Consider the following 19,942-nt stretch of genomic DNA (forward strand, 5'->3'; position numbering starts at 1 on the left):
AGCCGCCGGTCGTTCGGGCCGATCGGATGAATCGCCCGATCTGTCTGTTTCTCGGTGATCCGGACGCTTGGAGCCCCGCATGAAGAACCAACCCCCGCCGCGCGGTCGGGCGCACATCCTTGTTCTGGCCGATCGGATCGACGCCTTCGTCCGACGGATCGGCGAGTGGGCAACCTGGCTTTCGCTTGCCATGGTGCTGGTCACCTTCGCCGTGGTGGTGCTGCGCTATGCGTTCGACATCGGCTCGATTGCGCTGCAGGAGTCGGTGACCTACATGCACTCCGTTCTCTTCATGCTCGGCATCGCCTATACGCTTGGGCGCAACGGCCATGTGCGGGTCGATATTCTCTACGAACGTTTCTCGCGCCGCGCGCGTGCGCGGGTCGATCTGATCGGTACGCTCCTGCTGCTGATCCCCGTGTGCGTGCTGATCATCTGGCTCGGCTGGGCCTACGTCGCGGAGTCATGGCGTGTACAAGAGGCCTCGCGCGAGACCGGCGGCCTTCCCGCGGTCTACCTGCTGAAGAGCCTGATCCTGATCATGCCGATCCTGCTGTTGGCGCAGGGCCTGTCCAATGCGCTGCGCAATTGGCTTTTCTTGGCCGGGATGGAGGAGGCGCTGCCGCCCTCTGACGGGGAGATCGGTCGTGCATGAGTTGATGCCTATTCTGCTGTTCGTCGGTATCGTCGTCACGTTGCTGGCCGGTTACCCGGTCGCCCTCTCGTTGGGCGGCACGGCGCTCGCGTTTGCGCTGATCGGCGAGGTCTTCGGGCTGTTCGAGCCGGCGTTTCTCGAGGCGCTGCCCAACCGTCTCTACGGCGTCATGACCAACGAGACGCTGATTGCGGTCCCGCTCTTCGTCTTCATGGGCGTGATGCTCGAGCGCTCGCGAGTGGCCGAGAGTTTGCTCGATACCATGGCGATGCTGTTCGGACCCCTGCGCGGCGGGCTCGGGATCTCGGTTACGCTCGTCGGCATGCTGCTGGCGGCGAGCACCGGCATCGTCGGGGCGACCGTCGTGACCATGGGCCTGTTGTCTCTACCGATCATGATGCGCCGCGGGTATTCGCCAAGCCTGGCAGCCGGAACCATCTGTGCGTCGGGGACCTTGGGTCAGATCATCCCGCCTTCGATCGTCCTGGTCCTGCTCGGGGATGTGCTCTCCTCGGCCTATCAGCAGGCGCAGCTCGAGATGGGTGTCTGGTCGCCGGAGACCGTCTCGGTCGGCGACTTGTTCGTCGGTGCGTTGGTGCCCGGGTTGATGCTGGTAGGTCTTTACATCCTCTACATCGTAGGTGTCGCGGTCTTTAAGCCCGAGTCGGTTCCGGCGATGCCGCGGGAGGATCGGCCGGTCGACGGCGCGACCCTCGCTTGGCGGGTCGTCTCGGTGCTGATCCCGCCTCTCTTTCTGGTCGTGGCGGTGTTGGGGTCGATCCTGGGCGGGTTCGCGACACCGACCGAGGCGGCGTCGGTGGGCGCTGTCGGTGCGCTCATTCTGGCTGCGGTGCGCGGTCGTCTAACCCTATCGACACTCCGGGAGGTCGTGCGTCAGACCACCATGGTGACCAGCATGGTGTTCTTGATCTTCATCGGCGCCGCGATCTTCTCGTTGGTCTTCCGCGGCTTCGGCGGCGACGACCTGGTGACCGAGTTTCTCACCGGCTTGCCCGGAGGGACGTTCGGGGCCGTGGCGCTGGTGATGCTGGTGATGTTCCTGCTGGGGTTCATCCTTGACTTCATCGAGATCACCTTCGTGGTGGTCCCGATCGTGGGTCCCGTGCTGCTTGCGATGGGCCTGGATCCGATCTGGCTCGGGGTGATGATGGCGATCAACCTCCAGACATCCTTCCTCACGCCGCCTTTCGGTTTCTCGCTTTTCTATCTTCGCGGTGTGGCTCCGCCCGAGATCACGACGGTCGACATCTACAAGGGCGTCGCACCCTTTATCCTGATCCAGTTGCTCGTCCTTGGACTGCTTGCGCTCTGGCCCGCGTTGACCACCTGGTTGCCCGGGTTGGTCTATGCATCCTGATGCGTTTCGCGAACCGCCTGGTTCACGACCGTCACGTCCGGGAATCAGCGCGCGCTCGATCGACGGCCGGGTGCACCGACAGCCTGCGGGGGCGGCGGCTGTCGAGTATCGTCCCGGGTAAGACCCTGGTAGAGAAGCGGCTGGGGATCCCGGAACATGACGCCGATGCCGGAGCCGCGATGGTGGACGACGATGGCCGGGATCAGCCAATCCTTGCCGAGACACTCGAGCTCGAGCTCGACAGGGATGCCGGTCGGTAGCGTGAGGCTGCGAACCTCGAGGAACATGCCCTGATTGGACAGATTGCAGGCGCGGGCACAGATAAAGCGGCGTTTGCGGTAGCGAATTGACACATGAAGGTCGATCGGGTGTCTGGCGCAATAGCGGCGTTCGATAATCATTAGGCGGTCTCTCCCCGAATCTCTGGTTTTGCGCGATGGTAGAGGCTCGACTTGACGATTCGGTTGAAGTCGCGTGACGGATCAATGAACCCTGCCGAGAACGCGGCTGTGTTCATCAGCCATCGCGATGTTGCCAATAGCCCCAGTCATAGGTCCGATACTTCACGGGCATCAGGTTGGCATAGAGCAGGAAACAGCGGGTAATGGAATGCAGCGTCTTGCGCAATCGACTGCTCTGTATTCGCCGATGATCGGTCGCGTGAACGACGAGATCCTTTCGAAACGACACTCGAAATCCTGCACGTCGAAGGCGCCAGACGACCTCGGAGTCCTCGTTGCAGGTCAGTCTCAGATCGAAACCGTTCACGCACGCGAGCGCGTCCCGCCGGATCAATAAATTGGAGCCGGATGCGGCCGGTATTCCGCAAGCGTGGCTGAGGGCTTGGGCCCGTGCGATTCGGTTGTAATAGGCGCGGAAGCGGTCTCGGGAGAGCTTCGGCCCGTAATACACCGCACTCCCGGAAAGGGCCGTGAGCTGTGCGAAATAGCCCGACGGAAACAGGATATCGGCATCGCTGAACAGCAGCCAGTCGGTCCGTGCGAGATCGGCGCCCCGTTGTCTCGCTTGTGTCACCGATCCGGGCTCGCGCAGGACGAGCGTGCGCTCCGGGCGCAGGGTCTCGATCAGATCCGGCGTCTCGTCCCGGCTCGCATCCACCACGATGAGACGAATCTCCGCGGGAACGGACGCCAGAAATTGCCGGATATTGTGGGCCTCGTCGCGCGTCGGAAGGATCAGTGTGATATCGGCCGGCAACATTCCCGTTCATCCCGTCTCGCACGGCAAAATAGCCGTCGGTCGAGTTTAAGGCGGCGTCATGTCAACCTGATGACAGTGTTTGGCTGGATCCGGGACCCGATGGTGCGCGCGACCAGTGAACCTGATCAGACGCCGGTCCGGGAACCTGAATAAAGAACCCCCGGAGTCCAGGGGTCAGGACTCCGGGGTAATCGCTTCCCCGGCTTGGGGATGCCGGGTAGTGGGGTTGCCCTCAGGGGGGATAGGCAACCCCGATGCGCTCGAAAAGTGGGACTCGGCACACTTGAGTAAGTTCCTCGGATGTTTAACCCGAAAACACTTTCCCCGGCATTTCGTGCTGCATCGGGCCGAGTGCTGCAATAAGTCGATGCACGTCCGCCGCAGCAGTAAAGCACTTTCAATAGCTTAATAACAAAATCTTAATCTAAATCGCGCCCAACCACTCGCCTCCCCTGAAGACGAGCCTTCGCCTAACCGCGACGGGGACAGATCACCCAGGGCGCGATTTAGATTAATGGGCCTCGTCCCAGTTGTCTCCCACACCGATATCGACAATCAACGGAACAGCCAGGTCTGCGGCGGATTCCATCATCGTGCGAATGCGCGCACCGGCCGTTTCGACCGCATCGGCGGCGATCTCGAACACCAGCTCGTCGTGCACCTGCATGATCATCCGCACCGGCGGCTGCTCGGATTGGATCCAATGATCCGTCGCAATCATGGCCCTTTTGATGATGTCGGCCGCCGTGCCTTGCATGGGGGCATTGATAGCGGTTCGCTCGGCGGCGGCGCGACGGCCTTGGTTGCTGTGTCCGATCTCGGCGAGATAAAGCCGGCGGCCGAACAGGGTCTCGACATAGCGGTCCTTGCGCGCTTGAGCACGGGTGCGCTCCATGAAGTCCTTGACCCCGGGATAGCGCTGAAAATAGCGATCCACGTATTCCTGTGCCGCACCCCGCTCGATGCCCAGCTGCTTGGCGAGCCCGAAGGCGGACATACCGTAGATGAGTCCGAAGTTGATGGCCTTGGCCGAGCGGCGTTGCTCGCCCGTGACCGCATCGGGCTCGAGTCCGAGGATCTCGGCGGCGGTCGCGCGGTGGATATCGAGTCCGCTCGCAAAGGCTGCGAGCAGCCGCTCGTCCCCCGAGAGATGGGCCATGATGCGCAGCTCGATCTGGGAGTAATCGGCGGCGAGCAGCCGGTTTCTCGGCTCGGCGACGAAGGCGCGGCGGATCCGGCGACCCTCGTCGGTACGGATCGGGATGTTCTGCAGATTCGGGTCGCTGGATGAGAGCCGACCGGTGGCGGCCACCGCCTGATGGTAGGACGTATGGACCCGCCCGGTATCGGCGTTGACCATCTGGCGGAGCTTGTCGGTGTAGGTGGACTTGAGCTTCGACATGCTGCGGTGCTGCAGGATCAGGTCCGGCAGCGCGTGGCCGTCGGCGGCGAGCTGCTCGAGCACCGCCTCCGAAGTCGAGGGCGCGCCCGTCGGTGTCTTGGCGACCACCGGCAGGCCCAACTCCTCGAAGAAGATCGCCCCGATTTGCTTGGGCGAGCCCATGTTGAAGCGCCGCCCGGCGGTCTCGTAGGCTTGAATCTCGATCTCCTGGATACGCTTGGCCAGCTCACCGCTTTGCACGGCGAGCAGGTCCGGATCGATCCGTACGCCGTGGCGCTCCATACGCGAGAGGATGGGGATCAGAGGGATTTCGATGTCTCGGTAGAGCGCCGCCATGCTCGGGACGGCTTCCAAGCGCGGCCAGAGTGCGCGATGCAGGCGCAAGGTCACCTCCGCGTCCTCGGCGGCGTAATGTCCAGCCTGCTCCAGCGGGATCTGATCGAAGGTCAGCTGTTTGGCGCCCTTACCGGCGATGTGCTCGAAATGGACCGTGTCGTGGTCCAGATATTTTTTAGCCAGCGAGTCCATGTCGTGGCGGGTTGCCGTGCTGTCGAGGACGTAGCTCTCGAGCATGGTGTCGTGCGCGATCCCGCGTAGCTCGACGGCGTAGCGGGCCAGAATGCTCATGTCGTACTTGAGGTTTTGGCCGACCTTGTGACGGTCAGGATCCTCCAACAGCGGCTTCAGGCGCTCCAGCACCTCCAGGCGATCAAGCTGATCCGGAGCGCCCGGGTAGACGTGGGCAACCGGGACGTAGGCGGCCTTGCCCGGCTCGACGGACACCGAGAGGCCGACCAGCTCCGCGCGCATGTAGTCGAGGTCGGTCGTCTCGGTATCGAAGGCGAAGATGTCCGCGGATTCGATCCGAGCCACCCAGGCATCGAACGCGTCTCGTGTGAGGACGACCTCGTAGTTCAGGCTCGGCTTCGGCCCCGTCGATGCGTCCGGGGCATCCGGCTCCGCGCCGCCGCTGCTCGTATCCTTCAGGGTTGCAAGCAGACGGCGTGACTCCAAGCGCTCGTACCAACCCCGCAGTGTCTCGCGGTCCGGCTCGGTCGGGCGCAGATCTCGGGGCTCTAGGTCGAGCGCGACATCGCGCTTGATGGTGGTGAGCTCGCGCGACAGGGGCAAGCTGTCCAGCACGGCACGCAGGTTCTCGCCGACCTTGCCCTTGATCTTGTCCGCGTTCGCAATCACGCCATCCAGATCTCCGTAGTCGGCGATCCACTTGGCGGCCGTCTTTTGTCCGCATTTGGGTACGCCCGGGATATTGTCGACGCTGTCGCCCATCAGACTCAGATAGTCGACGATGCGCTCGGGCGGAACGCCGAACTTGTCCTTCACGCCCGACGGATCCAACACCGTATCCGTCATGGTGTTCACCAGCGTTACATGCTCGCCGACGAGCTGCGCCATGTCCTTGTCGCCGGTCGACACCAGCGTCGGAATACCCTGCGCCGCTGCGCGGGTGGCGAGCGTGCCGATGACGTCGTCGGCCTCCACGTCCGGAACTACAAGCAGCGGCAGACCCATCGCCCGGATGACCTCCTGCAGCGGCACGATCTGCTCGCGCAGCTCGTCCGGCATCGCGGGACGATTGGCCTTGTACTCGGGATAGATGTCGTCGCGAAAGGTCTTTCCCGGTGCGTCGAAGACCACGCCGATATATTCGGGATGATGCTCCTCGATGAGTTTGCGCAGCATGCTGACGACACCCATGAGCGCCCCCGTGGACTCGCCCTTGGAGTTGGTCAATTTCGGGAGTGCATGGTAGGCGCGAAACAGGTAGCCGGAGGCATCGACCAGGATCAAAGGGTAGCGTGTCGCCATGAGGGTCTCGTCGGGGAGGCGGAGCAATGGGAGCAACGGTAGCATAGCAGCGCCCGTGCCGCCGTCGATCGATCAACCCGATCCGGCCATCGACCGCTGCCGGATCCAGCATGACCGCCCCGCATGGCATTTTGTTTGCGGGCCGTCACCCCTCGAAGCGCACGCACAGCACCGGCGGAAGATGCCGGCTGATGTTCTGCCAGGAATCGCCTTGGTCTTCACTCACCCAAAGCGAGCCGGTCGTGCTGCCGAATGCCAGGCGCAGGCCGTCGTGCGAACAATCCAAGGCATGCCGATAGACGAGGTCGTAGGCGGGCTCTGTCGGCAGCCCCCGATCGAGCACGTCGAAATGCGCCCCTCCGTCGCGGGTGCGCGTGACCACCAAATGCGCATCGACCGGAAAGCGTTTCTCGTCCTTGGCGGCCGGGACGAACCAGGCGGTGTCCGGATCGTTCGGATGGACGGCGACCGCGAAGCCGAAGCTCGAAGGCGGCACATCGGTGAGTTCGCGCCAGATCGCTCCGCCGTCGTCGCTCACAAAGATCCCGTTGTGATGCTGCATCCAGAGGCGATCCGGGTGGGCCGGACACTGGACGATGCGATGCGCATCTTGGACCAAGGGGTCGCCGGCCATGGCCTCCGGTAGATACTCGTTGCGCAGGCCCGCTCCGATCAGCTCCCAGCTGGCCCCGGCATCGCGGGTCGTCCACACCCCGCCGACCGAGACCCCGACCGTGACGTGCAGCGGGTCACGCGGATCCACGAGGATCGAATGGATTCCCGAGAAATCGTAGCCTCCACCCATCCATTGTTTGCGACGCGGGTCGTCCCAGAGGGCGCGCGAGAGCTCCCAGCTCTCGCCGCCGTCGGTCGAGCGAAAGAGTGCGCCGGGGATGACGCCGCACCACAGCTCGCCCGGCGCGCCACACTCAAGGGTCCAGACGAGCTGGGTGCTCCAGGGGACATCGACGCCGCGCATGGGGTCCTTGTCTTCGAGACCCTCCGGCTTGGGCGGGAAGGTCGGCGACGCGGCCTGGCTCCAGGTCTCTCCGCCGTCTTCCGAGCGCTGCATCTTGACCCCGAAGTGCCCCAGGCCCAAGGCGGCATATCGTCGGGATCCACCCGGCTCGGCGAGGACCGCGGAGACCGGGTCCCCGAGAAACCAAGTCTTGGCGATCGCCCAGCGTCCGCCCTCGCCCCTTGCGATCCGAAACAAACCCTTGCGGGTACCGACCAGCAGTCGATCGCTCATCTCAACCTCCCGAAAGTGCTTGGGCAACGAAGATCTCGTCGCCCTCACCGATCGGGTCGGATAGCCCGGCGCGATCCCGGATCAGTGTCTCGTTGACGAAGATGGCCACATGCTTGCGCACGGCACCTTGATCATCCAGAAGAAAGCCGCGCGCGCGGGGATTGGCCTGAAAATAGGCATCCAGCGCCTCCCGGACCGTTGCACCCGCAACAGAGGTGTCCGGGCAGTCCAGGTGCCGATACAGGTTGGGTGTAAAGCGCAAGACCGTCGCCATGGCAGCTCCGCAAACTGCATTTCGCGATCGAATCGAAACGTGGGCCTTGAGCTTAGTCTATTCCCGAGCACGCGGCTATGGTGCTCCGGGTGGGCGGAGCCCGAGACCGAACCTCGCAGGCAAGGCCGGCCGGTGGTCAAGACACCTCGGAGACACGATCCCGTGCTGCACCCTCGATACGGAGTCGCTGGCGCAGGCGGCGTAGGTGATCCGGATCGAGCGCGTCGGCGAAGACCGGGAGCGTACGGCGGTGCAGGAGGCCGAGACGGAAGTTGAGCACGACGAGAGGAAGGGTGATGAAGGTGGCCGGACTGAGGTGCGCCTCGCACTCGGCGCCGGAGACGAATCGGATCCGCCATGTCCCGTCCGACTCCCAGAGGACCGAACCTATGGACCAAGGCGCACCCCGCAGGACGTCGACATAGCCGACGTAGAGCGCGCTGAGGACAACCGGAAACCACAGAAACAGCAACAGCGGGCCGTCGCCGAGCAGCGGGATCACGGCCGCTGCCGCGAGATGCGTCAGTCCGACGAACCAGGCAAACCGCCGGGAAAACCCGGGGCGGATCAGCAGCGGCGGACGTTCCCGGTGTGTGCCCATTGCACGACCGGATCAAACGCGCTCGAGACGGTCTGCCTGATCCGAGCCGCGTCTCACCGTCATGCCCCTCCGATCGATCGCGTTGCGCAGTGCGTAGGTGCGAATTGATTCGCATCGGCCGACGCCTCTGTGCGAATACATTCGCACCGACGGTGCTTGGTCCATCCTTCGGCGGGGCACGCGGCGGGAAACCGGTCGTGTTCCCGCAGCGTGACCCGGTCAGATCATGGAATCTCGGGCATGTCCCAGGTCTCCCGGCTCGTGAGCGCGCGCAGGAATGCGCCGAGTTGGAAGATCTCGGCGTCGGTCAGCCCGCGATCGACCAGCAGCTCGGACTTGTTCGGATCCGGATTGCCGCCGGAGGCCATATAGCGGATCGCCAGCTCGAGCGTAGGCGCACTTCCGTCGTGGAAGTACGGTGCGCCCAAGGCCACGGAGCGCAGCGAGGGCGTTTTGAATGCGCCGCGGTCCGCCTCGTCCTTGGTGACGTTGAAGCGTCCCGGGTCGGGCGTTTCCTTGCCGTGCTCCAAGCCGATGTTGTAGAAGGTGCTGTTGCCGTAATAAGGCGGCGCGTGACAGGCAACGCATCCGGCCTTGCCGACGAAGAGCGCCTGTCCGGCGACGGCGTCCGGAGTAACTGCGCCGGCCTGACCCATCTCGAAGCGATCCCAAGGCGAATCGTCGCTGTTCTTGGTCCGCAGATAGGCGGCCAGGGCCTTGACGATCGTCTCCGGTGTGGCCGGGCCTCCGAAGATGGACTCGAATTGGACGGCATATCCGGGGACCGCCTGAATGAGCGGCGCGACCTGCTCCGGATCGGCGTTGATTTGGGCCTTCCATGCCGCCGACACCTGCCCCTCGAGGCTGGTTGCACGACCGTCCCAGTACCAGGCCGTCTGATACCCCGCGTTGTACAGAGACGGGGTGTGCCGCGTGTTCAGCTCCCCGTTGTCCTTCGGGGAAAATGTCCGCCCGTCGGTCCAGCCGAGATGGCGGTAGTGGCAACCCTGGCACGCCATCGTGCCGCTACCCGACAGACGTGGATCGACGAACAATTGTTTGCCGAGTGCGATCTTCTCGGGCGTGGCGGGGTTGTCCTCCGGGTGGACCATCGGGGGCAAGGCGGACGGGCGAACAGGCGCGGAGGGCGATTCGGGGGCCGCGGCGGCGGCCGGAGCGAGAGTCTCCGAAACCGCGATCGCGGGCTGATCGGGAGAACTCGGGGCGACGCCCTCATGTCTGCGGTCGTAGACGATCCACAGGGACGTGGCCACAATCAGCCCGGCGATGGGATAGCGGATATCGATCATGCGTTGTCTCCTCCAGTAATGGTCGGCCTTGGATGCAGCTCTTCACCCGTCGAGTGAGATATCCCGAGCGCGAGCGGCTTTTATGCAGGGGGCTTCCCGCGCGTGTCGGAACAAGGCGCGCCGACGGGGCGTAGCGGCCCCTACGGCGAGGAGATGATGCGATCGATGATCTACCCGTGCAAGTCGACCGACCCGCCGCGTCGTTCACGCACGACATCCACGATGTGCCGCACGAGCCGGCGTAGCTCGGAATCCGGCGGTTCCGTGCGGGACATGAACCAATCGCTGAGACGTTGGTCCTGCTCGCCGAGCAGGCGGACAAAGGCGAGGCGTTGGGCCGGATCCAGATCTCGGTAGCCGAGATCGAGGAAACGATCCAAAAGGTGATCGAGCTCCAACATGCCGCGCCTGCATTGCCAGCGCAACCGTCGGATCTCGAGCTCCGTGTCCGAGGCCTGCCGGGAGGCGTCGTTCACGGCTGCGGTCTCGGATGTCGATTCAGTCGCCACCGGACCGCTAGACACCCTTATCGAGCATCAGATCTTTGATCTTGCCGATAGCCCGAGTGGGATTGAGCCCCTTCGGGCAGACCTCGACACAGTTCATGATGCTGTGGCAGCGGAAGAGCTTATAGGGACCGTCGAGGGCATCGAGCCGCTCCTCGGTCGCCTGATCGCGGCTGTCGGCAAGGAAACGCCAGGATTGCAGCAGGGCCGCGGGGCCGTGGAACTTCTCCGGATTCCACCAGAAGGACGGGCAGGCGGTCGAGCAGCAGCCGCAGAGGATGCACTCGTAGAGACCGTCGAGCTTGTCGCGCTCTTGCGGCGACTGGAGGATTTCCTGCTCCGGGAGCGGATCCTTGCGCACCAGGTAGGGTTTGACGGCGCGGTATTGCTCGTAGAACTGGGTCATGTCGACGACCAGGTCGCGGATCACCGGGCGGCCCGGGAAGGGGCGGACCTGGATCGGCTCCTTCAACTCGCTGATGGGCGTGATGCAGGCGAGCACGTTGCGACCGTTGACGTTGACCCCGTCCGAGCCGCAAACCCCCTCGCCGCAGGAGTGGCGAAAGCTGAAGCTCTCGTCCTGTTTCTTCACCTCGAGCAAGGCATCGCGCAGCATCATGCCTTGAAAGGTCTTGACCTCGAAGTCCTGCATCCGGGGCTTGGTGTCGGTGTCCGGATTGTAGCGGTAGACGCTGATCTTCATAACGCACCTGAATTCGTTGTTGTTGAACCCTGAACGCCGCCCTAATAAACCCGTTCCTTCGGCGGAAAGGACTCGACCGTCAGGGGCTTGGTGCGCACCGGTTTGTAGTCCATGCGATCGCCTTCCCGGTAGTAGAGGCTGTGCTTGAGCCAGGTCTGGTCGTCGCGCGCGGGATAATCGGGCCGGGAGTGGGCGCCTCGACTCTCTTGGCGATGCAGCGCGGAGACCGCGATCGACATGCCGACATCCATCATGTTCTCCAGCTCCAGCGCCTCGATCCGGGCGGTGTTGAAGACCTTGGACTGGTCGGTCAGGCGCACCTCGGGGAGTCGGTCACGCAACTCGCAGAGCTTGTTGTAGCCCTCGGCCATGATCTCCTCGGTCCGGAAGACGCCGGCGTGGTCTTCCATACACTTGCGGAAATCGGCACGCAACTGCTGCACCGTGGGGCCCTCGCCCTTGTGCTCCCAGCGGCGCAAACGACCCATCGCCTGCTCCAGACTTGCGGAGTCGACGGTGCGTTGATAGGGGTTCTCGCGGACATACTCGATGATGTCCTTGCCCGCCAATCGACCGAACACCAGGATGTCGAGCAGCGAGTTCCCCCCTAGCCGATTGGCGCCGTGCACCGAGGCACAAGCGCACTCCCCGGCCGCGTAGAGTCCGACCACGACCTCCTCGGAGCCGTGACCGGCCGGCATGGCGACGCGGCCGAAGCGGTCGGTCGGGATACCGCCCATCGCATAGTGTGCGGTCGGAAAGACCGGAATGGGCTCGATGACCGGATCGACGCCCGCGAAGATCTGGCTCGACTCGCGGATACCGGGGAGACGTTTGGAGATGACCGCCTCGCCGAGATGGTCGAGCTTGAGCATCACATAGTCGCCGTTCTCGCCGCAGCCGCGGCCCTCCTTCACCTCGGTGACGATCGCGCGCGAGACCACGTCACGGCTGGCCAAATCCTTGGCGCGCGGGGCGTAGCGCTCCATAAAGCGCTCGCCGTCCTTGTTGATGAGGTAACCGCCCTCCCCGCGCGTACCCTCGGTGATCAGCATCCCTTTGCCGGCGATGCCGGTCGGGTGGAACTGGAAGAACTCCATATCCATCAGCGGGATGCCCGCACGCAAGGCCATCGCGGCACCGTCGCCGGTGTTGATGTGCGCATTCGATGTCGTGCGGAAGACCTGACCCCAGCCGCCGGTCGCGAGCAGGGTTGCCTTGGACTCGATCAGAAGCGGCTCGCCGGTCTCGATCTCGAGCACCAGTGCGCCGCAGATCACCCCTTCGGCATCCCGCACCAGATCGATGGCGAAGAACTCGTCGAAGAAGTGGGTCCGCGCACGAATGTTCTGCTGGTAGAGGGTGTGCAGGATCGCGTGACCCGTGCGATCGGCGGCGGCACAGGTGCGCGCCGCCTGATCGCCGCCGAAGTTCTGGCTTTGGCCCCCGAAGGCGCGCTGGTAGATCTTGCCGTCGTCGAGACGCGAGAAGGGCACGCCCGCGTGCTCGAGCTCGTAGACCGTCGGGATGGCCTCGCGGCACATGAACTCGATGGCGTCTTGGTCACCGAGATAGTCCGAGCCCTTGACGGTATCGAACATGTGCCAGTGCCAGGAGTCCGGCAAGACGTTGGCGAGCGCGGCATTCACCCCGCCTTGGGCGGCGACCGTGTGGGAGCGGGTCGGAAAGACCTTGGAGACGACGGCGACGCGCAGATCCGCGCCGGCCAGTTGCAGCGCGGCGTTCAGGCCCGCGCCGCCGGCGCCGATGATGAGTGCGTCGAAGTGACGAGTTGGAATTCCCATGCCTGGATTACCCCTGCAGACCGGCGGTGATGATGGCCTTGAAGGCCCAGAGGCCCGAGGCGATGAAGACGAAGGCGAAGAGGGTCAACAGGCCGATCCGCAGGCCGAGCGCATGCACATAGTCGATCAGGGCGTCGCGGATGCCGACCCAGGCGTGGGCCAGCAGGAGTGGCACCAAGAGGACGAGACCCAGCGCGACGACCGGATGTGCGACCCAAGCCACCAGGGCGGCATGATCGACCGGGGCGTCGAAGGAAAACTTGATCAGGAGATAAGTCAGGACGATCGCCAGATAGACGGCCGTGGCGCGCTGAATAACCCAGGCCATGAGACCGGATGCTTGTCGGCTCATAACGCCAGCCCTCCACCGATGACGAGAACGACGATGGCTGCGATCAGCGCGGTCCAAGCGTTCCGCCGCGCTGCAGGGCGGTCCAGCCCGAGGCCCAGGTCGAGCAACAGATAACGGATCCCTGCGAAGAGGTGATGGAGCAGGCTCCACGCCAACACCAGCAGGATCAGCTTCGCCAGCCAGAAGTCCAGGATACCGGCGACCTGCGCGAACCCCGCGGGCCCGGAGAGCGCTTGGTGGAAGAGGATGGCCGCAAGCGGGATGGTGAGGACCATCAAGACGCCGCTGATGCGATGAAGGATCGAAACGACACCCGGAATCGGCAGCTTGATCCGCCACAGATCCAGGAATACAGGTCTTGTTGTTTGCATTCTTTAACCTTTGGTGATGCGCCTAGATTGATGCGCCGGCCGCGAGCCGACCCGACCCACCCGAGTCCGGACGATTCGACACTTGGTTCGCCCGGGGGTTGTGCGGTCACGGTGAAGCAACAGCCGTGAACGGATCATGGACTTCTGTCTTGTGCCGAGACACCGGACTGTCATCAGGCGTTCAAATCGGGTCGTTATTGTGCACTGCAACAGGGGGCGATTCAATCTTGAGAACAACCAAGGGTCTTGCGGTGTCCGGCTCGACCCCTTCGGTTCGACCCGCGTCCGCCGATCGCCCGGGTCAGCTCTCGCGCGGCGGGTCGCCGCCGGCGCGGACCGAGGTCTTCGGCAACAAGAAGGCGAGGGCGCCGAGCACCAGGGTCGATCCGAGCAAGAAGAGGTGGAGATTGACCGCGCCGGCCAACGCCAGTTTCGGTTCTACGCCCAAGGGCGCAAGGGCCGCCACCACGGCCAGCTCGTAGCTCCCGCTGCCCGCGATGCCGTGGAAGGGCAATACGCTCGAGAGCTCCGCCCCCATCACGCCAGTCAGCAGACGCCAGAACTCGACCGGCAGGAAGTGCTCGAGCAGCACCGCGAAGGCCGTGAACTTGAGGATCCAGGTCAGTGCCGTCCAGAGATAGACGCGGGCGATGATCCCGGGCTGTGCGGGGGCCGCGCTCAGGACGCGTCGAACGAGTCCGATCAGCTTCGCCGCAAGTGCCCGCCCCGACTGTCTCCCCGAGTCCTTCACCAACCCCCGCAGCGGGGCGAAGAGCATGAGCCCGGCGAGCCAGGCGAGCGCCACAAGCCACCAGATCGGCAAAGGATCGCGCAGGTACAGGATCAGGATGCCGATCAAGGCCAGAAAATGCAGATCCAGGATGCGGATCCAGAGCAAAGCCGCCGCGGCATCGAGAAACCCGTGACCGAAGTAACGCCGCATCAGCCAGGGGAAGACCATCTCCCCGGCACGCATCGGCAAGAGGTTGTTTGCCGTGTTGTGCAGCATGCTCAGACGCAGCACGGTCGGAAAGCAACCGCGGAAACGAGACCCGAAATAGTCGTAAACCCGCACTGCCCGCATGATATAGCTGAGCGCGGTCAGGCCGAAGAGCGCAAGCAACAGCAAGGGCGAGAGCGTGCGCCAAGGCTCGAGGAGGGGCCCCCAACCGACCGTCCATTCGACCGCGATCACCAACGCCGCCAGAAGCGCGCCGCCGATCGCCCAATCCCGCGGGCGGCCAAAGCGCAGGGCGAAGCCCTCGCCGGTCTCCTGAAGGCCCTTGCTGCGGGAGTCCATGTCCGGCTCGAGACTCAACGACGACGCGGCTTGAGCGGATAGATGGGCGCCTCGCCGGGCGGTCGGGTCTTGAAGCGACGATGCACCCAAAAGTATTGCTCGGGCATGGTATGGATGCGCGCCTCGATGACCTGGTTCATACGCAGGGTATCCGCCGTGCGATCACCGCTCGGAAAATGCTCCAGAGGCGGATCGAAGATCAACTCCAACCCGCGCCCCCAAGACAGGAACCGGGCGAAGGTGGGAATGACCGTTGCGCCGGTCATGGCCGCGAAACGTCCGAGCATGGGCACGGTCGAGGCCGGGACGCCGCAGAAGGGCACGAAGAGACCGCGCCTCCCGCCGTCCTGATCGGGCAAATAGAAGAAGGGCGTGCCCTTCTTCATTTCGCGCACCAGCCCGCGCAGGTCGTCGTGGCGCTCGATGGAGACGCTGCCGTATTGCTGACGCGCGCGCCGCACCTGCCGGTCGACCACCGGATTGCGGATCCGCTGGTACATGTAGACGCCCGAGTGGACCAACGCGGTGAAGGCGGCACCGCCGAGCTCGAGGCCGACGAAATGCGGTACCAGGACGATGACCGGCCGTCCGTCGGCGATGCAACGATCGATGAGCTCGCGGTTGCGGATCTTCACCACGCGTGCAAGACGCGCCCGCGACGCACCCCAGCCGACCCCTTGGCAGAAAGCCGCCACCCCCAGCCAGCCGAACTGCGCACGCAGGATGCGCTCGCGCTCGCGCGGGGTCGCCTGCGGCAGACAGATCTCGAGGTTGCGCCGCCCGACCAGCCGCCGCGAGCCGGCGATCAGATAGGTCAGGCGCCCGACAGCGGTGCCGAGCGCCCAAATCAGCGGGAAGGGTAATCGGCCCAGTCCGTAGACAAGGCCAACGACAAACCAGCTGGGCCAATACTTCGGATGGGAGAGGCTCATCGCTCGAAGATGTAGAAGATGTCGCCGCCCTGATTTCCGCCCGTTTCGGTTTGGATCTCGATGCGGTCGGTCAGATCGTATCGCATTCGGACACCGCCGGATTCGTCACCGATGCCGCTCTCGTATTCCACGAAGATCTTCGGCGCGATGTAGGTCCCGACCGCGAGGCCGGCGTTCGCCGCATCGCCGCTCGCGCTCGGAGCGACGCCGGTCAAGAGAAATTTCGTGACCTCGGCCTGGGTCATCCCGGGATCCGTCTCCGAGAAGAAGGCGAGCTTCGGGTCGCGCAGCGTCCCGAGCACCTGGACACCGGCGACGGTCGCTCCGCCGTCACGCTCGGCTTGGATGACGAGACCGGGATTACCGATCGGGCTGCTGGCATAAATCATGCGGCCTTGGACGATGTTCAGCGGCGCACCGATCTCGGCGGCAATCCCGAACCCGGTCGTCAACCGATATTGGCCGTCGATGATCTGCAACTGACCGCTACCCAGCATGTCGCGTCCGGGCGCTTGCAGCAAGGCCAGCTCCCCGGCCAGGCGTCCGCGCACGCCGAAGGCGTCGATCGTGACCTGATCACCGAGGATCAAACGCAGGTCGACGGCGAGCGGAAAGGGCGTCTGGTGCTCCCGGTCCAAAAGGACGACGTCGCTCGACTGCGTCTTGACCCCGGCGGGGAGGGAACGGGGTCGAATCCGCGCCTCCGGGATCTTGATCTCGCCGCTCAGACGCGCTCCCTGAGAATTGGCCTCGAAATCGATACCGGGAGAGACCAAGGCAAAATACTCGCCGGTATCGGCAACCTTGAGATTCGTTCCGGACGCGCGCGCTTGCGCGGCGAATCCGCCGCCGCCGAAGCGCGCGTTGCCCGTCAGCTCGAGTCGGCCGCCGCCGACGTCCGCCGAGCCTTGCAGCTCCATCCGGTCGATCGCCGGGGCGCTGGCCGTGATGTTGAGATCGGCCACATTGAGCCCGACCAAAGGGACTGTAAAGCCGACATCCCGGACCCGCGCATCGCCCCGCAGCGCCGGTGCGGCGAGGGTGCCGTCCAGCCCCAAGTCCAGCTCCACGCCGCCGGTCATCCCGGAGATGTCGGGCACCAGATTGGGGACCCGATCGAGTCCCCGAATCTCGCCGCGCAGGGTGCCGGCAAGCGGCTGCCCTGGTCGCGCCGGGGAGTCGAGCCGCCACCCCGCGAGGTCAAGAGTTCCGTCCACCCGTCCGAGCCCTTCGAGCGGCAGACCGAGTCGGGCAGAGAGCGCGCGTGCGCCGGCCTCCAGACCGAGACGCGTCCCGGAGAAATCGACGGTCTCGTTCCGGCCGCCGCCCATCAGCACTTGGATCGAGCCTTGCGGGATCGCGGCGGTTGCGCTGCCGCTCAGGACATTGCCGGCGATCTCGAAGCGTCCTTTGATTTCGGCATTGCCGCTCAGGGAGAGATTGCTCGGCACCACGGGCCCGAGCAGTGCAAAATCGGCCAAGGCGAAATCAAGACTCGCGACCGCACGTTCGGCCGTGCTGCGATTGAGCTCGGCACAACCGCCGGAGCCGTTCGGCCCGCGGATGCAGAAGGGACCGAAAGCGATCTTCGGACCCGCAATCGAGACCGGACTCGGTTGCCGCAAGCCCCAGTCGCCGAAGGTCGTCGTGTCGAGATCCAGGCGCACGATCCGCCCGCTGTAGGCGCCTTCTCGAGTGAGCCCGCCGGAACCCTCGAAGCTCACCGAGACAGGCTCGCCCTTGAGCGACAGCTCCAGGCGGTGATCCGGGATCCTACCCGCGCCACGCACCGCAAGGGTGTCCCAGGTCATGTCGCCGGCAACGAGCCGCGTGCCGTCGAGACGGATCTCGAAGGGATCCTCGGGAGACAACCCGAGATCCAGCGTTCCGTTCAGACCGGCGATCCCCTGCCCTGCCCATTCCGCATCGCGCGCCGAAAGCTCAAGCAGGATGCGCGGCGCGGCGCGCGGTCCCGAGACCTTGCCGCGGGCGGTCAAACTGCCGCTGGCCTCGGGCGCCAAGCTCGCGAGGTCGGAGGATTCCAGATCGAAGCTCAGATCCAGCGCCGTGTCGATCTGTCCGGCGACCTGCAAGGAGCTGGGACCGGATGCCGCGTTGAGGGCCTCGATCCGGATGGTCTCCCCGACCATGGTGACCGAACCGGAGGCGACGACGGGATAGCCGCGCAGGATGCCCTCGAACCGCTCAATGGCGGCGACCAGGTCGGGCCCCGCAGGCTCGAGAGTCCCGCGACTGGTAAGGCGACCACCGAGGTTGCCGGGCCACTCGGGGGCAACGATGCCCGGGTCAAGGTTCTCGACGTCCAAGCTCGCCTGCCAGGAGACCTCGGGGTCCCAACCGACCGTGGCAAGACCGACGATGCGCCCGTTGAGCGTGTCGAGCGTCAGGGTCTCGATTCGGGTCTCGCGACGGTCGCCCCGACCGCCGAGACGCAGCTGCGAGGGCGACAGACCGGGGCCCACCGAGCGGGCGGCCAGATCGTAATCGAACCCGTCCAACCCCCCCGCGCTCGAAAGCTGAAACGAGAGCCGATCATCGAGCCCCTCGACCAAGGCGACCGGATTCAGATCCGTGCCGTTCAGGCTCAGCGTCCAGCTCACCTCGGGCGACCAAATCACCTCGCCCTCGCCGAGCAGCTCGCCGTCGAGCAGGGCGAGCTTCAGGGCGTCGATGCGCGTTCCCGAGTCCGAGCCCGTGCCGTTCAGATCCAGGGTTAGCTCCGGGATATCCGGACCCCGGGCTGCGAGCGAGACGACATAGTCGAAGGCATCGAAGGCCCCCGAGGCATCGAGTGTCCCGCGGGGTGACTCGGCAATCGTATCGCCGCTCAGAGGCCAACGCAGGCGCTCCCATCGGCCGGCCAGCGCGAAGCGACCGGGTGTTCCACCCATATCGACCCGGCCGGTCAGATTCAGCAGGGCATCGGAGACCTGCTCGGTCAGCGCGAGACTGCGGATCTCCAGGATCTGCTCGGCCCAGACGACATCCAGCACGGCAGCGAGATGTCCGAAATCCGGCAGTTGCAGGGCACGGGCATCGAGCTGTCCCGTGACCGATGCCTTCTCGAGATCGCCCTGCGTCTCCAGGCTGCCGGTCACCGCCACCTCGGGCAGATCGGACCCGAAGTCGGGCAGATCCGCACCGAGGATCTCCAGCCGACCGTCCCAAGCCGGCTTGCCGAGCGGGTCGTCGACCCGAACATCCAGATCCGCCTGTACGGAGCCGCTCAAACGGTGTCGGACTTGCAGCGACGCCAGATCACCCGTGAGCTGCGCCGAACCCTGCAGGGCGATCGCGGGGGCCTGAGTCATCTCCCAGTCGAGGTCCAGATCCAAGGGATAGTCGCCGCTGAGCTCGACCCGACCGAAAGCGCGCGCGGCGAGCCGCGGTGTCGGCAGCACGACCTCCAGTCGCTCGAGGTCGAGCTCGCTGCCCCGCAGGCTCGCGGACAGGATCGCATCCTCGATCACGAAAAAGGGCTCGGGCTCGCCGTGCTTGAACAGACGCAGTCGCTCGACTTGCGCCTCGTTCAGCGCGATGCGAAGCGGCAGGGCTATGTCGGGCAGAACGAGCGGTTTGGGCTCTTCGGGGCTCGGCGGCAACACCAGATCCAGATCATGGATCCGCAGGACCTCGATCGGCAGGTCTCCGCGAAGGGCGGCGACGGGCGACCAGTTCAGGCCGATCCGGCCGGCACGCATCTCGAAGTCGGCCACCCGTATTGCGAGCCGATCGAGGACCAATCGCCCGGTGATTCGACCTTCGACGCGTTCGACGCTGAGGACGCCGGGGGCCAGCTCTTCGACCAACCCAACCGCGAAGCGCAATCCGGTCTGGGTCCCGAGCACCAGACCCAGCATCAGGACCAATACCAGGGTGAAGGACGCGACCAGGCCGAGGAACAGGCGCAGTGGCCGAATGCGCTGACGCCGCCGAGACGGCGTGGGGGCATCGGCCTTCGGCTCCGCGGGTGCAGGCTCTTCGGGTGGCGTCGCAGGGGTTCCGATCTCGCTCATAGGTCGGGGCCGA

The 19,942-nt window shown here is 64.9% G+C and carries 17 protein-coding genes; 2 read left to right on the forward strand and 15 right to left on the reverse strand.

What is annotated here, in order from left to right:
* Window positions 1-79: 79 nt before the first annotated feature.
* Both GPT33_RS03390 and GPT33_RS03395 read left to right on the forward strand, forming a co-directional pair.
* On the forward strand, window positions 80-655 hold the full coding sequence (locus tag GPT33_RS03390; RefSeq protein WP_296805861.1) for a TRAP transporter small permease subunit: 576 nt from the start codon (window positions 80-82) through the stop codon (window positions 653-655).
* On the forward strand, window positions 648-2,033 hold the full coding sequence (locus GPT33_RS03395) for a TRAP transporter large permease subunit (RefSeq protein WP_296805862.1): 1,386 nt from the start codon (window positions 648-650) through the stop codon (window positions 2,031-2,033). The genes GPT33_RS03390 and GPT33_RS03395 overlap by 8 nt, the downstream gene beginning before the upstream one ends.
* 44 nt (window positions 2,034-2,077) lie before the next feature.
* Here the strand turns inward: GPT33_RS03395 and GPT33_RS03400 are convergent, their stop codons facing one another.
* The 15 genes from GPT33_RS03400 to GPT33_RS03470 all read right to left on the reverse strand — a co-directional run bounded on the left by GPT33_RS03400 (window position 2,078) and on the right by GPT33_RS03470 (window position 19,929).
* Window positions 2,078-2,434: a PilZ domain-containing protein gene (locus tag GPT33_RS03400; RefSeq protein WP_296805863.1), complete on the reverse strand. Its 357-nt coding sequence runs from the start codon at window positions 2,432-2,434 to the stop codon at window positions 2,078-2,080.
* Window positions 2,435-2,549: 115 nt separating this feature from the next.
* Window positions 2,550-3,254: a glycosyltransferase gene (locus GPT33_RS03405; protein ID WP_296805864.1), complete on the reverse strand. Its 705-nt coding sequence runs from the start codon at window positions 3,252-3,254 to the stop codon at window positions 2,550-2,552.
* Window positions 3,255-3,765: 511 nt separating this feature from the next.
* Window positions 3,766-6,486 (reverse strand): DNA polymerase I, encoded by a 2,721-nt coding sequence (gene polA / locus GPT33_RS03410; protein WP_296805865.1) that lies wholly within the window; start codon window positions 6,484-6,486, stop codon window positions 3,766-3,768.
* Between the two features lie 145 nt (window positions 6,487-6,631).
* Window positions 6,632-7,738, reverse strand: a complete 1,107-nt coding sequence (locus tag GPT33_RS03415; protein WP_296805866.1) for a sialidase family protein — start codon at window positions 7,736-7,738, stop codon at window positions 6,632-6,634.
* A gap of 1 nt (window position 7,739) precedes the next feature.
* Window positions 7,740-8,012 carry a MoaD/ThiS family protein gene (locus GPT33_RS03420; protein ID WP_296805867.1) on the reverse strand — a complete coding sequence of 91 codons (273 nt, stop codon included), beginning with the start codon at window positions 8,010-8,012 and terminating at the stop codon, window positions 7,740-7,742.
* 136 nt (window positions 8,013-8,148) lie between these two features.
* Window positions 8,149-8,613, reverse strand: a complete 465-nt coding sequence (locus GPT33_RS03425; protein WP_296805868.1) for a protein YgfX — start codon at window positions 8,611-8,613, stop codon at window positions 8,149-8,151.
* Between the two features lie 224 nt (window positions 8,614-8,837).
* Window positions 8,838-9,923: a cytochrome c peroxidase gene (locus GPT33_RS03430; RefSeq protein WP_296805869.1), complete on the reverse strand. Its 1,086-nt coding sequence runs from the start codon at window positions 9,921-9,923 to the stop codon at window positions 8,838-8,840.
* Between the two features lie 170 nt (window positions 9,924-10,093).
* Window positions 10,094-10,399 (reverse strand): succinate dehydrogenase assembly factor 2, encoded by a 306-nt coding sequence (locus GPT33_RS03435; protein WP_296805870.1) that lies wholly within the window; start codon window positions 10,397-10,399, stop codon window positions 10,094-10,096.
* Between the two features lie 40 nt (window positions 10,400-10,439).
* Complete coding sequence (locus GPT33_RS03440) at window positions 10,440-11,132, reverse strand: succinate dehydrogenase iron-sulfur subunit (RefSeq protein WP_296805871.1); 693 nt, start codon at window positions 11,130-11,132, stop codon at window positions 10,440-10,442.
* 41 nt (window positions 11,133-11,173) lie between these two features.
* The gene (gene sdhA / locus GPT33_RS03445) at window positions 11,174-12,937 is read right to left on the reverse strand and encodes a succinate dehydrogenase flavoprotein subunit (RefSeq protein WP_296805872.1); all 1,764 of its coding nucleotides are present in this window, start codon (window positions 12,935-12,937) and stop codon (window positions 11,174-11,176) included.
* A 7-nt stretch (window positions 12,938-12,944) separates the two neighbouring features.
* The gene (sdhD, locus tag GPT33_RS03450) at window positions 12,945-13,289 is read right to left on the reverse strand and encodes a succinate dehydrogenase, hydrophobic membrane anchor protein (RefSeq protein WP_296805873.1); all 345 of its coding nucleotides are present in this window, start codon (window positions 13,287-13,289) and stop codon (window positions 12,945-12,947) included.
* Entirely contained in the window at window positions 13,286-13,660 is a 375-nt protein-coding gene (gene sdhC / locus GPT33_RS03455) for a succinate dehydrogenase, cytochrome b556 subunit (protein WP_296805874.1), read from the reverse strand. Before sdhC ends, sdhD begins: the two co-directional genes overlap by 4 nt.
* A gap of 301 nt (window positions 13,661-13,961) precedes the next feature.
* Window positions 13,962-14,960: a lysylphosphatidylglycerol synthase transmembrane domain-containing protein gene (locus GPT33_RS03460; protein ID WP_296805875.1), complete on the reverse strand. Its 999-nt coding sequence runs from the start codon at window positions 14,958-14,960 to the stop codon at window positions 13,962-13,964.
* A gap of 14 nt (window positions 14,961-14,974) precedes the next feature.
* The gene (locus GPT33_RS03465) at window positions 14,975-15,892 is read right to left on the reverse strand and encodes a lipid A biosynthesis acyltransferase (protein ID WP_296805876.1); all 918 of its coding nucleotides are present in this window, start codon (window positions 15,890-15,892) and stop codon (window positions 14,975-14,977) included.
* Window positions 15,889-19,929 carry a translocation/assembly module TamB domain-containing protein gene (locus GPT33_RS03470; protein ID WP_296805877.1) on the reverse strand — a complete coding sequence of 1,347 codons (4,041 nt, stop codon included), beginning with the start codon at window positions 19,927-19,929 and terminating at the stop codon, window positions 15,889-15,891. Before GPT33_RS03470 ends, GPT33_RS03465 begins: the two co-directional genes overlap by 4 nt.
* Window positions 19,930-19,942 lie beyond the last annotated feature (13 nt).

Source organism: Thiocapsa sp., assembly GCF_011390875.1.
GTDB lineage: Bacteria > Pseudomonadota > Gammaproteobacteria > Chromatiales > Chromatiaceae > Thiocapsa.

Excerpts from the sequence above, each read along its gene's own strand:
- GPT33_RS03390 (WP_296805861.1), top strand. The coding sequence starts at position 80 with ATGAAGAACCAACCCCCGCCGCGCGGTCGGGCGCACATCCTTGTTCTG.
- GPT33_RS03425 (WP_296805868.1), bottom strand. The coding sequence starts at position 8,613 with ATGGGCACACACCGGGAACGTCCGCCGCTGCTGATCCGCCCCGGGTTT.
- GPT33_RS03400 (WP_296805863.1), bottom strand. The coding sequence starts at position 2,434 with ATGATTATCGAACGCCGCTATTGCGCCAGACACCCGATCGACCTTCAT.
- sdhA (WP_296805872.1), bottom strand. The coding sequence starts at position 12,937 with ATGGGAATTCCAACTCGTCACTTCGACGCACTCATCATCGGCGCCGGC.
- GPT33_RS03470 (WP_296805877.1), bottom strand. The coding sequence starts at position 19,929 with ATGAGCGAGATCGGAACCCCTGCGACGCCACCCGAAGAGCCTGCACCC.
- GPT33_RS03405 (WP_296805864.1), bottom strand. The coding sequence starts at position 3,254 with ATGTTGCCGGCCGATATCACACTGATCCTTCCGACGCGCGACGAGGCC.
- sdhD (WP_296805873.1), bottom strand. The coding sequence starts at position 13,289 with ATGAGCCGACAAGCATCCGGTCTCATGGCCTGGGTTATTCAGCGCGCC.
- GPT33_RS03430 (WP_296805869.1), bottom strand. The coding sequence starts at position 9,923 with ATGATCGATATCCGCTATCCCATCGCCGGGCTGATTGTGGCCACGTCC.
- polA (WP_296805865.1), bottom strand. The coding sequence starts at position 6,486 with ATGGCGACACGCTACCCTTTGATCCTGGTCGATGCCTCCGGCTACCTG.
- GPT33_RS03460 (WP_296805875.1), bottom strand. The coding sequence starts at position 14,960 with ATGGACTCCCGCAGCAAGGGCCTTCAGGAGACCGGCGAGGGCTTCGCC.
- GPT33_RS03420 (WP_296805867.1), bottom strand. The coding sequence starts at position 8,012 with ATGGCGACGGTCTTGCGCTTTACACCCAACCTGTATCGGCACCTGGAC.
- GPT33_RS03415 (WP_296805866.1), bottom strand. The coding sequence starts at position 7,738 with ATGAGCGATCGACTGCTGGTCGGTACCCGCAAGGGTTTGTTTCGGATC.
- sdhC (WP_296805874.1), bottom strand. The coding sequence starts at position 13,660 with ATGCAAACAACAAGACCTGTATTCCTGGATCTGTGGCGGATCAAGCTG.
- GPT33_RS03465 (WP_296805876.1), bottom strand. The coding sequence starts at position 15,892 with ATGAGCCTCTCCCATCCGAAGTATTGGCCCAGCTGGTTTGTCGTTGGC.
- GPT33_RS03440 (WP_296805871.1), bottom strand. The coding sequence starts at position 11,132 with ATGAAGATCAGCGTCTACCGCTACAATCCGGACACCGACACCAAGCCC.